This is a genomic window from Patescibacteria group bacterium (assembly GCA_028710985.1).
Lineage (GTDB): Bacteria > Patescibacteriota > Patescibacteriia > JAHJFT01 > JAHJFT01 > JAQTTB01.
The window spans coordinates 214971-232415 of record JAQTTB010000001.1; the positions used below are offsets into that span (position 1 = coordinate 214971).

Consider the following 17445-nt stretch of genomic DNA (forward strand, 5'->3'; position numbering starts at 1 on the left):
TTACAATTTCTTGTTCATCATAAGCATGTACGGCTTAAGTCCCCATTTCTTATAAAATTTTATTGCATGGACATTATTCGCAACCACATTAAGCTGCAAAAATTTGACTCTTCCCATCTTAAACCACTTAAGGGTATCCTTCCATAAAAGATCGGAAACTCCCTTACCGCGATATTTCGGAATAACGAATATCTGCGCCAAATGTCCGATTAGCAGCTTTCGATCGTCAGGATAGTTTCTGATTCCCGCCAAGAGATACCCCACCGGCGCGGTGTCGTCTACCGCCACGATAAAATAAGTCTTTCTCTGCCTCGCCCACTTTAAAAACTTTTTCCTTGACGTCGATCTTGAAAAAGCAACAAAACTCGGATCGATTTTTCTAAAAAGCGGCCGATGAAAAGCCCAAATTCCGGCGGTCAACTTCTTCATCGCCGGCCAATCGCTTGCTTTAACTTTTCTTATTTTTATATTCATATTACCACTATAATAACTCAAAATATCCAAAAAAGCCAATCAAAAAATCCGTAGAGGCATACTGCAATGCGCTCCTATGGACATTCTCATAATCCGATATTATATATTTTGGCCAAATTTTGAATCGTAGGGGCCGACCCCTGTGTCGGCCCAGGTAGCCACCGCGCCCAACGGTTACCTAGCCGGGGCGGACGCGGGGGTCCGCCCCTACACGCCGACAACATCCTCTGCGATATTTAACAGGGCGACCGCAAGGGTCGCCCCTACATACGAATCTTTGAGATACAAAAAATCACCCTTACGGATGATTTTTTGATAATCCCGGCAATGACCTACTTTTCCGGACGCTAGGCGTCCAGTAACATCGGCGCTGGAGGGCTTAACTACCGTGTTCGATATGGGAACGGGTGTGGCCCCTCCGCGAAAATCACCAGGGTTGAGATATGGATTAAGCATCCATAATTCAACCCAAGCGACTTTATAATTTTTCACGCGGGTATTTAAAGCCGATGATTTTCAATGTGCCGACCCTTTCGATATGCCTGTCCGCCGAAGCGAAGCGTAGGCGGAGGAACGGGTGTGGCCCCTCCGCGAAAATCACCAGGATAAATAAGTAAAATAAATTTACTTATCCGCCTGACGACTTTAACAATGACGAATAAACTCACTAAAAAGCTTGAATGGTTGTAGAAATTGACCGATTAGTATTCCTCGGCTCAATCCCTTACGGGACTTACACCTGGAACCTATCAACCTCCTCATCTCGAAGGAGTCTATAATGAAATCTAATCTTAGGGACAGCTTCGCGCTTATATGCTTTCAGCGCTTATCCAAACCGAACGTAGCTACCCAGCGATGCCCTTGGTAGGACAGCTGGTACACTAGAGGTTCGTTCACCTCGGTCCTCTCGTACTAGAGGCGAGACCCTTCAAATTTCGACGCCCATGGTGGATAGGAGACCGACATTCTGTTACTTTGCCAAACCACATCCGTTTTCAACCGGTGCTCTGTGGTGATTCCGACTTTCGTCGGAACTCTGCATGTCGCCATGCAGTTCGGACTATATCTTATCCCGATATATTTCGGAATTTCGGCATATAGTCTCTGAGGATTTCAAGGAATCTAATACAATTTTCTTATTAATTTTTCGGTATTTACCGGCGCAATTCATACTGTAAGCAAAGCAAATAATTCTTTTAGCGCCATCAATGGTTGAGTGATCTGCATTCTCCATCATATCCACTATGCGCTTAAAAATTACCATTGCGTCATGTTTCTTTGAAATTAAAGGATACTTCTCGAAAAATGGAATTATCGTCTTTCTTAAGTCATTCCTATTTCTAACCACATACACCAGCGTATCATCTTTTTTATTTCGAGCGTGATTATTTTTGATATAGCCACAACCGAAATAATTTTTAATCGCTTCCAGAGTTTCTTTACGCAAATAACTCTGATTTATGTGGAATTCAGGAATGAATTTAAGACCTGTTTTCATTTTTGCGTCTTTATAAATCGCAATATGAAAAGTTCCTTCGCCTTCAACGAAACCGGTAATATACCATGGATTTAGATTCTTCGATCTTTCCTGCTGATTATCTGCACTCATCACTTTTTTACTTTAATATATATATTATATCAAAGTAGTGTGAGATTCACAAGCCTCACTCCTTTTTGAGGCTCTCCAGACTTTCCAGCATTTAGCCGAATTTATAGACAGCACGATCTTCATACTGTCTCACGACGTTCTGAACCCAGCTCGCGTACCGCTTTAATTGGCGAACAGCCAAACCCTTGGGACCTTCTCCAGCCCCAGGATGCGATGAGCCGACATCGAGGTGCCAATCTCCGTCGTCGATATGGACTCTTGGACGGAATCAGCCTGTTATCCCCGGAGTAGCTTTTATCCGTTGAGCTCCCGCCGTCCTACTTCGAACGGTCGGATCACTAACTTCTGCTTTCGCAACTGCTCGACTTGTAGGTCTCGCAGTAAAGCCGACTTATGCGTTTGCACTTTCAGCCCGATTTCCATCCGGGCCAAGTCGACCTTTGTAAACGCCTCCGTTACTTTTTAGGAGGCAACCGCCCCAGTTAAACTACCCACCAGTTACTGTCTCCCAAACCGGATTCACGGTTCGAGATTAGAATACACACAACACAAGGGTGGTATCTCACTGTTGTCCCGAAGGACTCCCACCTATTCTGAACATGCGGAGCATGTATCCAATAACAAGTTATAGTAAAGCTTCACGGGGTCTTTTCGTCCAGCCATGGGTAAATCGCATCTTCACGACTCTTGTAATTTCACCGAGTCCCTCGTTGAGACAGTCCCCCAGTCGTTATGCCATTCGTGCAGGTCGGAACTCGCCCGACAAGGAATTTCGCTACCTTAGGACCGTTATAGTTACGGCCGGCGTTCATCCGCGCTTAAGATCAAGGCTTTTCCCGAAGGATAACCTCTCCCCTTAACGTTCGGACACTGGCCAGGCATCAGCCCCTATACATCACCTTACGGTTTAGCAGGGACCTGTGTTTTTGGTAAACAGTCGCTAGGAATACTTTAGCTGCGCCCCAACACGAGGTTGGGGAGGCTTTATCCCGAAGTTACAGCCGCTTATTTGCAGAGTTCCTAAACGAGGGTTCTCTCGTACGCCTTGGCACACTTATGCCCACCCACCTGTGTCGGTTTACAGTACGGATACCTAAAAGTTTAATGCTAGAGGCTTTTCTTGGCTCCACGTCTTCTCATATTGGCCGGTATTACCAGCCTTTAGATCGCCTGCGGCCTGATGGCCCGCGGATTTACCTGCGGACCGGCGCGCAAACGCCCTACGCATATAACCAAAATACGCTAGAGATTTCGGGAAGCGTCCCCCCATCGCGCTCTTAGGTAGTGCAGGAATATTAACCTGCTCATCCATCGGTTACGCCTTTCGGCCTCACCTTAGGACCGACTAACCCTGGGACGAAGGTCGTTGCCCAGGAAACCTTGGGTTTACGGCGGAGAGGATTCTCACCTCTCTTTTTGTTACTAATGCCAACATTCTCTCTTCTCATCGCTCCACCGAACCTCACAGTTCGACTTCAACGCAATGAGAACGCTCCTCTACCACTCGCTCCGATAAATCGGAACGAATTCTCGTCTTCGGTACTAAGTTTTAGCCCCGAAATATTTTCGGCGCAAAGCAACTTGACCAGTGAGCTGTTACGCTATCTTTAAAGGATGGCTGCTTCTAAGCCAACCTCCTGGTTGTATAAGTCGCTCCACAGCCTTTCACACTTAACCTAGATTTTGGGACCTTAGACGGAGATCTGGGCTTTTTCCCTTTCGACTAATGGAGCTTAGCCCCCACAGTCTGACTGCCAGGAACACTTTACGGTATTCGGAGTTTGGTTAGGAGGAGTAGATTTCTCCCTCCGTCCCATTCAGTGCTCTACCCCCGTAAAGCTATTAACTGACGCTAGCCCTAAAGCTATCTCGAGGAGAACCAGCTATTACCGAGTTCGATTGGAATTTCTCCGCTATCCACAACTCATCCCCGCGTGTTGCACGGCGCGTGAGTTCGGGCCTCCATTCCGCCTTCGCGGAACTTCACCCTGGTCATGGATAGGTCACCCGGTTTCGGGTCTTGCATGCGCTACCATAGACGCCCGTTAAGGCTCGCTTTCACTATGGCTCCGCCCCCGCAGGGGCTTAACCGGCAACGCATGACAAACTCGTTGGCTCATTCTTCAATAGGAATGCCGTCACCCCGACTTGCGTCGGGGCTCCGACTTTTTGTAAGCACACGGTTTCAGATACTGTTTCATCTCCCTTCCGGGATGCTTTTCAACTTTCCCTCGCGGTACTTGTTCACTATCGATCACAAGAAGTATTTAGTCTTGCCACATAGTCGTGGCTGATTCCCACAGGATTTCACGAGTCCCGTGGTACTCTAGGTTGAATGCTATAAATAGAGATCCCCTTTCGCGTACAGGGCTATCACCTTCTTTGGCTCCGCTTTCCAGCGGATTCTACTAGGGAAGATCGCTTTATTTACCAAGGCTTGCAAGCGCCTTGAACGCAAACACCCGCAACCCCCCGCAGACATATGGTCTTGCAACCTTAGGCGCAAACTCTATTTCACCCGAAGGTGTCACTTTGTTCACGCTTGGTCTGCGAGGTTTGGACTGATCCCTTTTCGCTCGCCACTACTCAGGGAATGGGCTGACCGATAAGTATCCGGCTCGCAAGATACGAGCCAAATACTTAAGGCCAGCATTGTTTTCTGTTCCTCTGGCTACTGAGATGTTTCACTTCGCCAGGTTGCCTTCTTGCACCTATGTATTCAGTGCAAAATATCCCATTCTTCCAATGGGATGGGTTTCCCCATTCGGATATCCCCGGGTCAAAGGTTGCTTGCCACCTAACCGAGGCTTTTCGCAGGCTGCTACGTCCTTCATCGTCTTCTTATGTCGAGTCATCCTCCGTGCGCTCTTCGTGCTTCTACAACCATTTAAACTTTTTAGTTCAAATGGCACGTACAAGATTTTAATGATGCTATTTACTCGTCATTATTAAATTGTCAATGTTCACTTGGCCTTGTGGCCAAACCCTGTTCGTCTGGTCGCAAGTGAGTCAAAAAACCGCCCGGTCGTGTCCAAGCGGTGCGAAAACAAGCATTAAAACTGCGTCAACTGATTGGACACGTATTTGATTGGCTTGAAACTCTCATATTTTAGCGAAAAAATGCTCTTTTTATGATAATTATTTTAAACTGCCCATATTATACATATATGTATAATGCCTGTCAAGGCGGGGTTTTGTGGATAGCGCGGGGATAAAATTTAATTAGATTTTTGAAAAATTACCTCAAATGAATCAATCAATTTCTTTCTTATCCGATTAACATCCAACGGCATTTGATTCACGCTTTTTTTTGTAATAACGCCAAAACCGACTTTTTCAGCTGTTTCAATTACTTTTTCCGGATCATGATAATAATATGGAACATCATACCCCTTTACGCCTTGAACCGAACTATTGTTCACGACAAAACTCAATGCAACGTAGCCCTTCGGACGCAGGGCCATATACCAATTTTCAAGTAGTATTTTCGCAATGTCGGAACTAATATATTGCAAAAAACGAGTTGCCACAACGGCCAAATATTTTTCCTTTTCAAAAACAAATTTCTCAGCCTCTGCTTCGGTAAATGTAATCAAACCATGCTCTTTGTATTCCGATGGAAAAATATCAACAACATCAACGGCATCTACTCCATAGCCCATGCGAGCAAAAAAAACTGAATTCCGGCCATTGCCCGCACCAACATCCAGAACATGTCCGGGCAATTCCATATAATACGAAAGGTCTTGGCAAATCAAACTTGGCGTAGTTCTGGCAACGTAAAAACCATTATTATACGCCGTTCGCCAGCGTTGTTTAAAATCCTCGTTTACTGAAGGCATATTTATCAAAAAATCCTTGGTGGACTTAAGCAGAATCGAACTGCTGTCTCCGCAATGCGAATGCGGCGTATTACCACTATACTATAAGCCCATGATGATGGCCTGCCAGCCGAAGCCTTGGCGAAGGCTGGTGCCGAGGGAGGGACTCGAACCCTCACACCCTTGCGGGCACAAGGTCCTAAGCCTTGCGTGTATACCATTTCACCACCTCGGCGCACCCTCTTCGGCTACTGCAATTTTAACTAATTATTGCCGATTTTCGCAAAAAAGTCAAGAGTCCCAATCCTGTCAAGGGTCGGATATCCACAAAAAAAGTCAGAAGTCTCTGACATGTCGGATATATTTTACAGAGCCGCGAATTTTAATCAGTAAATTTGTCGGCCGTCAGTTACACCGACTTCTTAATGCCAAAGACTTCTGACAGAACTTGACAAAATCGCGAACGCGATTTTTTTATACCTCGTGCTATGATTGAATCAGAAGAAAAAAGTAGGAGGAAATATGAGAACCATCACAATCGCGCTAATCATCGTTATCACACTGCCGACATTTTTATTTATTCAAAATATTCCCGCGCGCGCCGAGGAAGCGCCGCGCGTGATAATTAATGAGATTTTCTGGAGCGGCTCATCGCTTTCTATTGCCGATGAGTTCATCGAGCTCTACAATACCACGAATGAACCGATTGATATAAGCGGCTGGGAAATTGCCGGCGCGGCCACAAATAAAAATTCGTTAATTCTTCCAGTGAATTCCACCATTTCGGCGCTGGGATTTTTTGTTGTCGCCAATTATTCACCGGCCAACGAAAAATCAATTTTAAATATTGAGGCGGATTATCTTTCCGCTTCGATATCGCTCGCCAACTCGGACGCGTATTATGCCCTTCGCGGCCCCGATGGCGCAACCGTTGACGCGGCGGATGACGGCATGGGAGCGCCGTTCTCTGGCGACAATGAAAACAAGGCCTCAATGGCCCGTCGTCCCGGTTGCTGGAATGGTGGCGCTGGGGAATGTTGGTTTACAGCCACTTCCTCAGCGAATATCAAGCCCGAAAACACCGATCTCGCGACTCCGGGCGCTGACAATGCTTACGTTGAACCGCCCATCGAGCCACCCGCCGATCCTCCGGCCGATCCGCCATCCGTCGACCCGGTCGATCCGGCAAATCCAGTTGATACACCCGCCACGACGCCTCTTGTCCTACCGCCAAAAATTTTAATCAATGAAATTTTACCCAATCCAGCCGAAGGTAGTGAATGGATTGAACTTTTTAATCCCACAACTTCAACCGCCGATCTCGCCGGCTGGTCACTCGAGGACGGCGCCGGACGAATCGCAAGTCTCTCCGGCGAGATTGAACCCGGCTACTGGCTATACGTCCTGAATTCAGCAAAACTAAATAACGGCGGCGATAAAATATATATCGAATATAATGAACAAATCATTGATCGGGTCGCTTACGGAAATTGGCAAGACGAGGATGTAGGCGACAATGCTCCATGCCCGGGCCGGGGCCAGTCCCTGGCCCGGTCTCCCGCGGCCGCGGACACGGATAATGACTTTCAGGATTTTAAAATCACCACCGCGCCCACGCCCGGGAGAGAAAACCAAATCAGCGCGCCCGAACCAGAATCCGAGCCCGAACCTCAGCCGACTACAACAACGATTGTTACTCCCGAAACGCCAATCATCACTCCGGAAACCTCAACCGCAACAATCGAAGTGCCCATATCTCAACCATTGAATTTCGCTTCCGGCACCATGATCATCACCGAATTCATGAGCAATCCCCCTTCCGGCGGCGTGGAATGGATTGAAATCTATAATCCTAGCACGCAAAAAATTATTTTGGATAGCTGGCACATCACTGACGAACGCGGCACTCCCACAAATCTTAGCGGTGAAATAAATTCGTTCGAATATTTGCCAATCTTTGCGCCGCGCGGCCGGCTGAATAATGACGGCGACATTATTTCCATATTTGATCCGTCCGGCGGTTTGATTGACCGCGTTGATTATCTTACCGATCTCTCTTCTCCGCCCAAGGGCGCAAGCCTGGCCCGGATGGATCCGGGCGTCTGGCAGGTGAGCGAAGCGCCGACTCCAGGCGGTGAGAACATCTCCGCCCCGCTGGCCGAAGAATCCGCCGAATCGGAAAAAAAGGCCGAGCCTGGCAAATCCAAACTCAATGCGACAGTCCAGCCGCAAGAATCCGGATTTGACGAAGCCTACGAATGGCAAGTCGGGGACAAAATAATCCTTAAAGCATTCGTTGCGACCGCGCCCGGGCATTTCTCGGGACAATATTTTTTTGCCGGCGACGAAGAAGGCCACGGCGTTCAGATATATTCATACCGCAAAGATTTTCCCGAACTCAAAGTCGGCGATTATATTGAGATTAACGGCGAACTATCGCAATTTAAGAATATTTGGCGCATCAAAATAAAAACAAAAGACGATATTGCGATAATCGATTCCGGTCAAATCAAAGCAATTGAACTCAGCATTTCGGAAATCGGCTCGGAGAACATCGGCGGCCTAGTAAAAATTAGCGGCGAAATTACCGAAGCCAAAAAATCATACTTTTATCTCGATGACGGCGCCGAAATAAAAGTTGGCCTGGCAAAAAATAGAACAAAGAACTCATCCACTCTTGAAATTGGCGCGCGCGCTTCAGCGACCGGAATTCTGCTTGCAACCGAAGACGGATTTTTCTTAGAAACACGCGAATTAAATGATATTCTGGTTTTCAATGAAGATAAGCCGGCGCCGGCGGCGACTGAGAATAGTCCGGCCGCAACATCCGAGCGCAAACGCTCAAATTACGCCGGCCTTATCCCCCTCGGCATCCTGGTCGCCGCCGGCGCCGCAAACATCAAAAAATTAAAAAAATTAATAAAAAATAAAAAGGAGGGAATATGAAAAAATTTAAACGCCAATCGCTTCCTGGTGACACCTGCTTTGTTACTGCCGTAACCAAGGGCCGCGAACCACTTCTTGCTGAACGAAAAAATATTATTCTTTTTCAACAAACCATGAAAGAAGTTCAGGCCATAAAAAATGTAAAAATTATCTCTTACGTTATTTTGCCGGATCATATTCACTTGATACTCTCTTGCGAATTTTACTCGGTCCCGGAAATTCTTCACTCTCTGGAATGGGGTTTCTCTAACAATTGGCGCCTTTTGCATCCCGCCGCCGAACTGCCGAATGCCAATCCCTGGCAATCGCGCGTCTGGGAGCACGTCATCCAAAGCGACGCTGAGCTGCAGTATCATATTAATTACATTATTAATAATCCGGTGAAGCACGGCTTTGTCGACGATCCCGAAGACTGGCCATATTCTTCGTTCGCTCAGAATGTCTGCGATTATGATGCCTGGCAAGAGATGGAGCCGATTGCCTAAAATACCTACCAAATTTTGAATTACAAATTTCGAATTTTGATTCAATTTTGAATAATAAATTATGATTAATAAAAATAAAATATATAATTTGGAAGAAAGAACGGCGGTTATGGGTATTGACACAATCAAAATGTGTAAAAATATTAAACACGATATAATAATAAATCCTCTAATATCACAGCTCATACGTTCAGCTACCAGCGTTGGTGCGAATTATATGGAAGCAAATTCCGCATCTTCTAAGCGTGATTTTGTAAATAAAATCTTCATTTGCAAAAAAGAATCGCAAGAAACTATGCATTGGCTCCGCATGATCAGCGAATGTTGTCCAGAAAAAAGCAAAGAAATCTCACAATTGCGTCAAGAGATGCATGAATTAATATTAATATTTGGGAGAATAATTGCAACTATAAAAAATAGGGTAAATTCGAAACTCCAAAATCAAAATTAATTAAAAATTCAAAAATAAAAAATCAAAAATTCGCCGCCCTGGGCGGCGTCACCCCCCTCTTGCCAACAAAAGAGTCTTGATATATAATTTCCATACAATAATCTTGCGGGCGGGTGTAGTTCAGTTGGTAGAACGTTTCCTTGCCAAGGAAAAGGTCGCCGGTTCGAATCCGGTCGCCCGCTCCAAAAATATTCCAAGCGGCCAGAGATGGCCGTTTTTGCTTGTTTACAAGCAACGCATTATAATATAAATACTATGTTCTATCCGATAAAACTTTTCTCCGACTGGCTCTCTTTCGCTGTTCTGCGCCTCGCGCCGGAATCTCATGCCGGCCTAGCCGTAAACTTTTTCGTCTACGATACGATAAAGGTTTTCATCCTGCTTGCAATCATTATATTCGCCGTCTCTGTACTGCGTTCATTTTTCCCCTCGAGAAAAATCCGAGATATTTTGTCGCGCCAAAATCAATTTGTCGGTAATATCTTCGCCTCGCTGTTCGGCATCATAACTCCATTCTGTTCCTGCAGCGCCGTACCACTATTTTTGGGTTTCATTGAAGCCGGCGTACCGCTCGGAGTAACATTTTCCTTTTTAGTGGCATCACCCATGATTAATGAGGTGGCGCTTATTCTGCTATTCGGCACCTTCGGCTGGAAAATCGCCGGGCTATATGTCTTAAGCGGCTTACTTATTTCTATTATTTCCGGAATAATAATCGGTAAACTGCCGGTCGAACATTTGCTGGAAAATATGGCAGTTGAAGAAAAAAATAAAATAAATCCAACGGGGATAGATTGGCGGAAAAGAATTCGGTACGCATGCGGCTATACCCGGAGAATCATAAAAAAAATTTGGTTCTATGTTATTATCGGCATTGGGCTGGGCGCCTGGATCCACGGATATGTTCCGACAAATTTTTTAACGCAATACGCTGGTGCCGATAAATGGTATGCCGTACCACTCGCAACCCTGATCGGCATCCCCCTATATTCCAATGCGGCCGGAGTGGTCCCAGTCGTTAATGCTCTGGCCGAAAAGGGAGTTGCGGTTGGTACGACCTTGGCATTCATGATGGCTGTGACCGCATTATCGCTTCCCGAATTCATGATACTGAAGCGCATCATGAAAACAAAACTAATTTTCATTTACGCTTCAATTGTCGGGCTAGGAATTATCTTTACCGGATATTTGTTTAATCTTATACTAAAATAGATTGCCCATCCAAACGGCCATATAAAAAAGGCTGTTTTTTTGATACAATATAGCCATGCCGAATATCACCAACAAACAAATCGCCGATATATTTATAGAAATTTCCGAACGCCTTACCATGGAAGACGTGCCTTTTAAGCCGCGCGCTTATGAAAATGCCGCGCAGGTAATTGATTCTTTGAGCGATGAAGTCGCCGATATATATAAGAAAGGCGGCGAAAAAGCGCTCGATGCCATTCCTGGCGTCGGCGCCGGCATGACTCTGCGAATCGTTGAACTGCTGAAAACCGGCCGTCTGAAATATCTTGCTGATCTTCGGCGCAAATTCCCGGTTGATGTCGTGGCACTCACCGCGATCGAAGGCGTGGGTCCGAAAATCATCAAAACTCTTTATCAAAAACTAAAAATCAGGAACCTCGATGGCCTTGAGCGCGCCGCGCGGGCGCACCGCATCGCGAAAATACCGGGCTTCGGCGAAAAAACCGAACAGAATATCTTAGCTGGCCTGGAATTTCTGAAAAAAAGCCGCGGCCGCGTCGTGCTCGGCCACTACCTAGCGCTCGCGGAAAAAATCAAGCGCGAGATGCTCCAGGTGCCCGGAGTCACGCATTTTGAACTTGCCGGCTCAATCCGCCGCCGCAAGGATACTATCAAGGATTTTGACATGGTCGCCGTGACCGAAAATCCAAAAAAACTTCTTAATAAATTCATCCATCTGCCCGATGTCGCGCGCGTGCTTGAGCTCGGAAAAAACCGCGCTTTTGTCCGGCTCAAACAAAAAATTGACGCCGATCTGCTCGTCGTGCCGCGCCAGTCCTGGGGCGCCGCACTTCTCCATTTCACGGGCAGTAAATACCATAATGTGCATCTCCGGCGCATGGCGGTTGAACATGGCTGGACAATGAATGAATACGGCATCTTCAAGGGTAAAAAAAATCTCGCCTCCCGCACCGAGGAGGAAGTCTACAAAAAATTCGGCCTGGAATGGATTCCGCCCGAACTTCGCGAAGACTTGGGCGAGATTGAAGCCGCCCGCACCCACCGTCTCCCCCGCCTCCTGCCATATGGCGCGGTGCGCGGGGATCTCCAGACCCAGACCGACTGGACCGATGGTGTAAACTCGATTGAGGAAATCTCATTAGCCGCCAAACGCCTGGGACGCGAGTACATCGCCGTCACCGACCACACCAAAACACTCGCCATGACCGGCGGGCTTAATGAACGCGGGCTCGCGCGGCAGGCGCGCGAAATCGACCGGCTCAACAAAAAAATAAAAAACTTCCGCATCTTGAAATCCGCGGAAATTAATATCTTAAAAGACGGCAGGCTGGATATCAGCGACGAGGCTCTAAAAAAACTTGATATCGTTTCCGTGGCCGTGCACTCCGGATTTAGCTCAAACGAAAAAGAAATGACCGAACGCATCGTCGCCGCCATGCAGAATCCTTATGTTAATATTTTCTTTCATCCGACCGGCCGCATCATCGGCCGCCGGCCCGAATATGCCGTGAATATTGATGAAATTATCAAAGCCGCGAAAAAATACAACATTGCCCTGGAGATCGATGCCTATCCCGACCGCATGGATCTTAAAGATATTTATGTGAAAGCGGCCGTTGAAGCCGGCGTAAAACTTGTGATTGATACCGACGCGCATCAAACCGACCACTTAAAATACATCGCCCTCGGCGAAGCCACCGCCCGCCGCGGCTGGGCCAAATCAAGCGACGTTCTAAACACCATGACCGCCGCGAAATTGATTGAATACTTTAAAAAGGCAAGGATTGACAGATTAAGAAAAAACCGCTAGACTTCAATGAAGTTAATTGTCATTTTGCCCGGGTGGTGAAACGGTAGACACGGCGGACTTAAAATCCGCTGGAAGAAATTCCATGAGGGTTCGACTCCCTCCCCGGGCACCAGTAAATAAATAATCATGAAACTATGAAAAATAAAATCGTAATTCTCATTTTAATCATCATCGTTATCACCATAGCAATAATAATTGGTTTTTATTTTGTTCAAAAAAATAAATCATCAATCAACTCTATCGAAAATACTGTGCCATCAAGTCAATCTGAAGTAAACAATCAAGCGAATCCCGAACAGCAACAAAATAAATTGGTAACTGATGACTTTGAAATCAACCTCCCTACGGGCTGGCGGCAAACTGCTCCTGCGATTGGGGCTTCGGCAATGGCCGTTAATGCCGACGAGCAACTCAACGATCCTGCGGCTCAGAAGATTAATTTTAGAAGTTATTTTGCCGTAAGTTATGATACGTTGCAGGGAAAAAATTTAAACGAATATTTGCAAAACGTCGAAAGTCAGCTGCGGCAAACCATTTCCAATGCTGTTTTTGCTCAAGAGCATGATACGACGATAAATGGAAAAGCGGCTCGGGCGGTTGAGGTGAACCTGACTCAGCAGGGAGTGGATTTTAAAATTTTAATGGTAGCAATTAAAGGCGTCGGTGATGATGTTTGGGTAATATCCTTCAATACTCTCCAGGGCAGTTGGGCAGAGTATCAGGAAACATTCTCCGATATTGCTAGCAGTTTTAATTTGAAAAAATTAGATTGAAGATTAAAGAAGCACAGGACCTCGTTCCTGGGAAGTACTACCGCTTCGATCCTCCAGTCAAGGCGACGGCGTTTCCCACTGGCGGTCCCAACACCTGTGCGCTGGAGGAGTGCGAGTTCAACCGCGGCTGGTACGTGGGCCTGAAGGACGGAAATCACCTTTTCCAGGGCAAGCCGGTGAACGATCAGCGCGTCATCCCGACGCCACAAGGCTACGGAGACGCACCCGACCTGGACGAAATCTTGGAGAAACTCCGGGGCAGCTACTTCCACGTTCTGTTCATCGGCGGAAGCCGGGCGACGCTCGACTCCGACCAGAGTCATCATTGACTCACAATCTCGTCAATACGAACATGACACTAATGGCCCCATAGAATCCAATTCTACCCGGGGCTCTTTTTTTAAAAAATAACAAAAAAAACCCCAAACATATTTTGGGATTTTTTATATGCGCCCGAGAGGAATCGAACCTCTATCATCAGCTCCGGAAGCTGACATTCTATCCGTTGAACTACGGGCGCGTAAATCTATTTTCCTGTTTTCAATTTATACAAAAAATACCAAAATTTATCAAGCGGCAGATCGAACGTACCGCTGTATGAAACTTCAACTCCGCCAAAACCTTTTTTAAATCTCGTAATCCCGGCCCAGGGATGATTTGCCGGCGCCCCCTCTGGCGCGATTCCCCAAAAATCATAATATCTATATCCGTCCGCTTTTGCCCGCTTTATCATTTCCCAGTGCAGAAGATACGGCGCCATTGTGTTGCGGTCCTCGCTCGATGACGCGCCGTGCAGATAGGTTGTGATTTCGCCTGAACGAATCATGAAATTCGCCGCGAGTATCTTGCCCCCAAGTTCGGCAAAATAAACATCGCACATTTCCTCGCCAAGAATCTCTAGCATTTTTTTATAATAATCTTTGAGATGCGTGCGGAACTCGTCGCGCTCCGCCGTCGCGGCTATGAGCTCCCAAAATTTTTCAAACTCATCCTCCCTCATCGCCCGCACCGCAACGCCGTGCTTTTCCGCGACCCGGATATTATAACGGGTCTTCTGATGCATGGCCGCTAAGATCTCGTCTTCGGATTTTTCAAGATCCAGCATTGTGGTATGGCTCGGCTGGACATCGCGCGATCTCCGGAGCGCCAGTCCGGGATAAGCATAGTCCGGGGTTTCAAACCGCGCGAAAATCGCGCCCGGCGCGAACCCGCGAATTTTTTTAATTAATTCCGCAATGATTTCCGGCGCGTGATTGCGGCCGGCCGGCGTAAGAAGCGGCCCGCGCGGAAAATATACATAACACTTGCCAAACGGCAATGCGTGCCGCACCGCCTGTCCGAGGGCGAGCGTCTCACCTCCGCGCGAAATTTTAACACGCCAAACCCCGCGGCCGAGTGCCCTCTGAAATTCGCCCCACTGCCAGATTTGCAAAAATTGGCTGGGTTTAATCTCCCCAACCAATCCGTCCCATGTTTCTTTTTTTTCAATAAACTCAATTTCCATTCTATTTGCTTAAATAACGGAGCGCCTCGCGCACCTTGTCGCCCGTGTCCGTCACTTCCTCGGAAATTTTGCGCACCGCGTCGCGCGCCTGCGCGCTCGTGTACCCAAGATTCTTAAGCGCCTGAACCACTTCATGCTCCTCCTCGCCCTCGGCCGAAAGATCCAACTTGCCCTTAAGCTCAATGATAATTTTTTGCGCCGTCTTTTTTCCCACGCCCGAAACCTGGCTCACGTAATCAACGTTGCCCTTTTCAATATTTTTGACAAGATCCGTGAGGCTCCCGAGCGCGAGCACGTTCATTGCCATTTTGGGGCCCACGCCGGAAATATCCAAAAGCTTCCAAAAAAATTCCAGTTCCCCACGCGTCGCGAATCCGTAAAGTTCACGGCTGTTCTCGCGCAGATATTCATGCGTGAAAAAAGTCTTTTTTTCGCCTTCGGCAATCAGGGCCGCGTATTTCACCGGTAAAAAAATCTGATACCCGATTCCCGCGTTTTCCAAAATCACATAATTCGCGCCTTTCGCTTTAATTATGCCGTCAACATACGTAATCATACGCGTTCATCTTATCAAAAAACGTCATCAAAATCAAATTGAAGTGTAGGGTTCGCATAAATGCGAACCCTACACGATAAATAAAAAAATTCCCGCTCGAGACAGATGTCTCAAGCGGGAAAAGGTCACTTTCCGACGAGCGCGTTGCACTTCTTGAGTGCTTCCTGCGCTTCGGAAAAGTCGGGATTGTCGCCCGCGAGCTTGCGGAGCGACGGCAGTGCTTTGCGGCAACCGGCCGTGCCATGCGCGAGCTGCGGCTTAATGCCGTTCCACACTACCTTATCGAGCGGCGAGAGGCTGGTCTTTACTGCCGGGATTGGAACCGGCGCCGTCTCCTCCGAAGCCGCCTCGACCGATGGCGCAGGCGGTGGCGCTTCCTCAGACGCGATCTTGGGCAGCGGCGCCTCCACGGTTGGCGATTTCGGATTCATGGACTCGCTGCTCATGCTGCGAACGAAAAGTATCATGGCACCAGCGAGCACGATCATGGCCACGAATCCGATCATCGCGTACCACAGACCCTTGGTTCGTTCCGGCTTCATCGCTCTCACGCTGCCGCCTTCGGTGATGATGAGCTTGGGCGCCGGCACCGGCGGCTCCGGAACGGAGAACACTCCTGTCGGCGGTTCGGGCAATGGCATCATGCCCGAAGGCCTGGTCTTCTCCATGTGCAGCCCCTCCTCGGCCGGCAAAATCTTGTCCCCATTCCGAAGCTTGATCTTCGGCGGAATCGTGGTGCGCGGCGCATGCTCCTGCTCTCCGAAGATTGCCAGACGCAGCGCGCGGCGGAATTCCTCAGCCGACTGCCAGCGGTCCTCCGGACGTTTGGCGAGCGCCTTCAGGATCACCGCGTCCAGCTCGGGCGAGATGTCGCTCCGGATCGAGCTTGGCACGGGCGGCAGATTTTCGAGGTGCATGGCCACGATCCTCTGCCACCCCAGCTTTGAATCAAAGGGAACATCACCGGTCAGGAACTGGAACATGATAATGCCCGCGGAATAAATATCCGAACAGGCGCCCATGGCCTCGATGTCCCCGCGCGCCTGCTCGGGCGACATGTAGTGCGGTGAACCGAACACTATGCCGGCACGCGTAAGCTTGGAGTCCTCCATCCCGTCGATGCCGAAGAGCCGCGAGATGCCGAAGTCCAGAATCTTGAGCCGCGGCGGCTGGCCGGCCGGATCAACGATCATCATGTTGCCGGGTTTCAGGTCCCGGTGCACCACGCCGACCGCGTGCGCCGCGGCTAGCCCCAAGAGAACCTGAGAGATGTAAGCGTAGGCCTCTTTCGCCGGAAATGACGCTTGCTCATTCATGAGATCGTCAAGCGTCAGCCCGGTGAGGTACTCCATTACGAGATAGAACCATTTTGACCCGGCCATCACGTACTCGCCGCGGTCGTAGACCTCGATTATATTGGGGTGGTTTTTCACCCGCGTGATGGCGTATGCCTCGTTCGCGAAGCGCTGGATGAGCACGTCGCTTCCGCAAAGTTCCCGGCGGAGTATCTTAATCGCCACGTCGCGCTGCAGGCGCGTATCGCGGCCGCGCAGCACGTATCCCATGCCGCCGATTCCCAGGACCTCGGCCATCTCGTATCTCTTTTCTATTATCTTACCGACGAACTGCTTGGCAATCTCATAGTCTTCCTTCTCGTCCTTATCCGGTACGAACATGGCGTTCCTCCTATTTCTTATGTTGTAAGGTTCATTTTATGCTAAATCTGGCGGACAAAACTAATCCGCAAGACCCTATATTTAACCACAAAATCGCGAATTTGTCAAGGGTTTAGCCAAAAAGCGGA

General features: G+C 48.2%; 12 protein-coding genes, 5 tRNA genes and 2 rRNA genes. 9 read left to right on the forward strand and 10 right to left on the reverse strand.

Annotated elements, in window-relative coordinates; genetic code table 11:
- The 6 genes from PHW53_01055 to PHW53_01080 form a co-directional block, all read right to left on the reverse strand.
- Positions 1-474 (reverse strand): GNAT family N-acetyltransferase, encoded by a 474-nt coding sequence (locus PHW53_01055; protein MDD4995048.1) that lies wholly within the window; start codon positions 472-474, stop codon positions 1-3.
- Positions 475-793: 319 nt separating this feature from the next.
- A 5S ribosomal RNA gene (gene rrf, locus PHW53_01060) occupies positions 794-909 on the reverse strand.
- 245 nt (positions 910-1154) lie between these two features.
- A 23S ribosomal RNA gene (locus PHW53_01065) occupies positions 1155-4968 on the reverse strand.
- Positions 4969-5301: 333 nt separating this feature from the next.
- Positions 5302-5925: a class I SAM-dependent methyltransferase gene (locus PHW53_01070; GenBank protein MDD4995049.1), complete on the reverse strand. Its 624-nt coding sequence runs from the start codon at positions 5923-5925 to the stop codon at positions 5302-5304.
- A 17-nt stretch (positions 5926-5942) separates the two neighbouring features.
- Positions 5943-6016: transfer RNA gene (locus PHW53_01075), tRNA-Ala, on the reverse strand.
- A 37-nt stretch (positions 6017-6053) separates the two neighbouring features.
- A tRNA-Leu gene (locus PHW53_01080) sits at positions 6054-6139 on the reverse strand.
- 287 nt (positions 6140-6426) lie between these two features.
- Here PHW53_01080 and PHW53_01085 point away from each other — a divergent pair.
- The 9 genes from PHW53_01085 to PHW53_01125 all read left to right on the forward strand — a co-directional run bounded on the left by PHW53_01085 (position 6427) and on the right by PHW53_01125 (position 13910).
- Complete coding sequence (locus PHW53_01085) at positions 6427-8850, forward strand: lamin tail domain-containing protein (protein MDD4995050.1); 2424 nt, start codon at positions 6427-6429, stop codon at positions 8848-8850.
- Positions 8847-9335, forward strand: a complete 489-nt coding sequence (locus PHW53_01090) for a transposase (protein ID MDD4995051.1) — start codon at positions 8847-8849, stop codon at positions 9333-9335. Before PHW53_01085 ends, PHW53_01090 begins: the two co-directional genes overlap by 4 nt.
- A 61-nt stretch (positions 9336-9396) precedes the next feature.
- Positions 9397-9786 carry a four helix bundle protein gene (locus PHW53_01095; GenBank protein MDD4995052.1) on the forward strand — a complete coding sequence of 130 codons (390 nt, stop codon included), beginning with the start codon at positions 9397-9399 and terminating at the stop codon, positions 9784-9786.
- Between the two features lie 109 nt (positions 9787-9895).
- Positions 9896-9971: transfer RNA gene (locus tag PHW53_01100), tRNA-Gly, on the forward strand.
- A gap of 70 nt (positions 9972-10041) precedes the next feature.
- Positions 10042-10998 carry a permease gene (locus PHW53_01105; protein MDD4995053.1) on the forward strand — a complete coding sequence of 319 codons (957 nt, stop codon included), beginning with the start codon at positions 10042-10044 and terminating at the stop codon, positions 10996-10998.
- 55 nt (positions 10999-11053) lie between these two features.
- On the forward strand, positions 11054-12808 hold the full coding sequence (polX, locus tag PHW53_01110) for a DNA polymerase/3'-5' exonuclease PolX (GenBank protein MDD4995054.1): 1755 nt from the start codon (positions 11054-11056) through the stop codon (positions 12806-12808).
- A 26-nt stretch (positions 12809-12834) separates the two neighbouring features.
- A tRNA-Leu gene (locus PHW53_01115) sits at positions 12835-12920 on the forward strand.
- Between the two features lie 22 nt (positions 12921-12942).
- Entirely contained in the window at positions 12943-13581 is a 639-nt protein-coding gene (locus tag PHW53_01120) for a hypothetical protein (GenBank protein ID MDD4995055.1), read from the forward strand.
- Complete coding sequence (locus PHW53_01125; GenBank protein MDD4995056.1) at positions 13578-13910, forward strand: hypothetical protein; 333 nt, start codon at positions 13578-13580, stop codon at positions 13908-13910. Before PHW53_01120 ends, PHW53_01125 begins: the two co-directional genes overlap by 4 nt.
- 119 nt (positions 13911-14029) lie before the next feature.
- On the opposite strand, the gene PHW53_01130 is transcribed toward PHW53_01125, so the two are convergent.
- The 4 genes from PHW53_01130 to PHW53_01145 form a co-directional block, all read right to left on the reverse strand.
- Positions 14030-14101 (reverse strand) — tRNA-Arg (locus PHW53_01130).
- A 6-nt stretch (positions 14102-14107) separates the two neighbouring features.
- Positions 14108-15085, reverse strand: a complete 978-nt coding sequence (locus PHW53_01135) for a peptidoglycan bridge formation glycyltransferase FemA/FemB family protein (GenBank protein MDD4995057.1) — start codon at positions 15083-15085, stop codon at positions 14108-14110.
- Between the two features lies 1 nt (position 15086).
- A complete protein-coding gene (gene ruvA / locus PHW53_01140; GenBank protein ID MDD4995058.1) occupies positions 15087-15641 on the reverse strand; it encodes a Holliday junction branch migration protein RuvA in 555 nt (184 codons plus the stop codon).
- Between the two features lie 125 nt (positions 15642-15766).
- Positions 15767-17317 (reverse strand): protein kinase, encoded by a 1551-nt coding sequence (locus tag PHW53_01145; GenBank protein MDD4995059.1) that lies wholly within the window; start codon positions 17315-17317, stop codon positions 15767-15769.
- Positions 17318-17445: the final 128 nt, after the last annotated feature.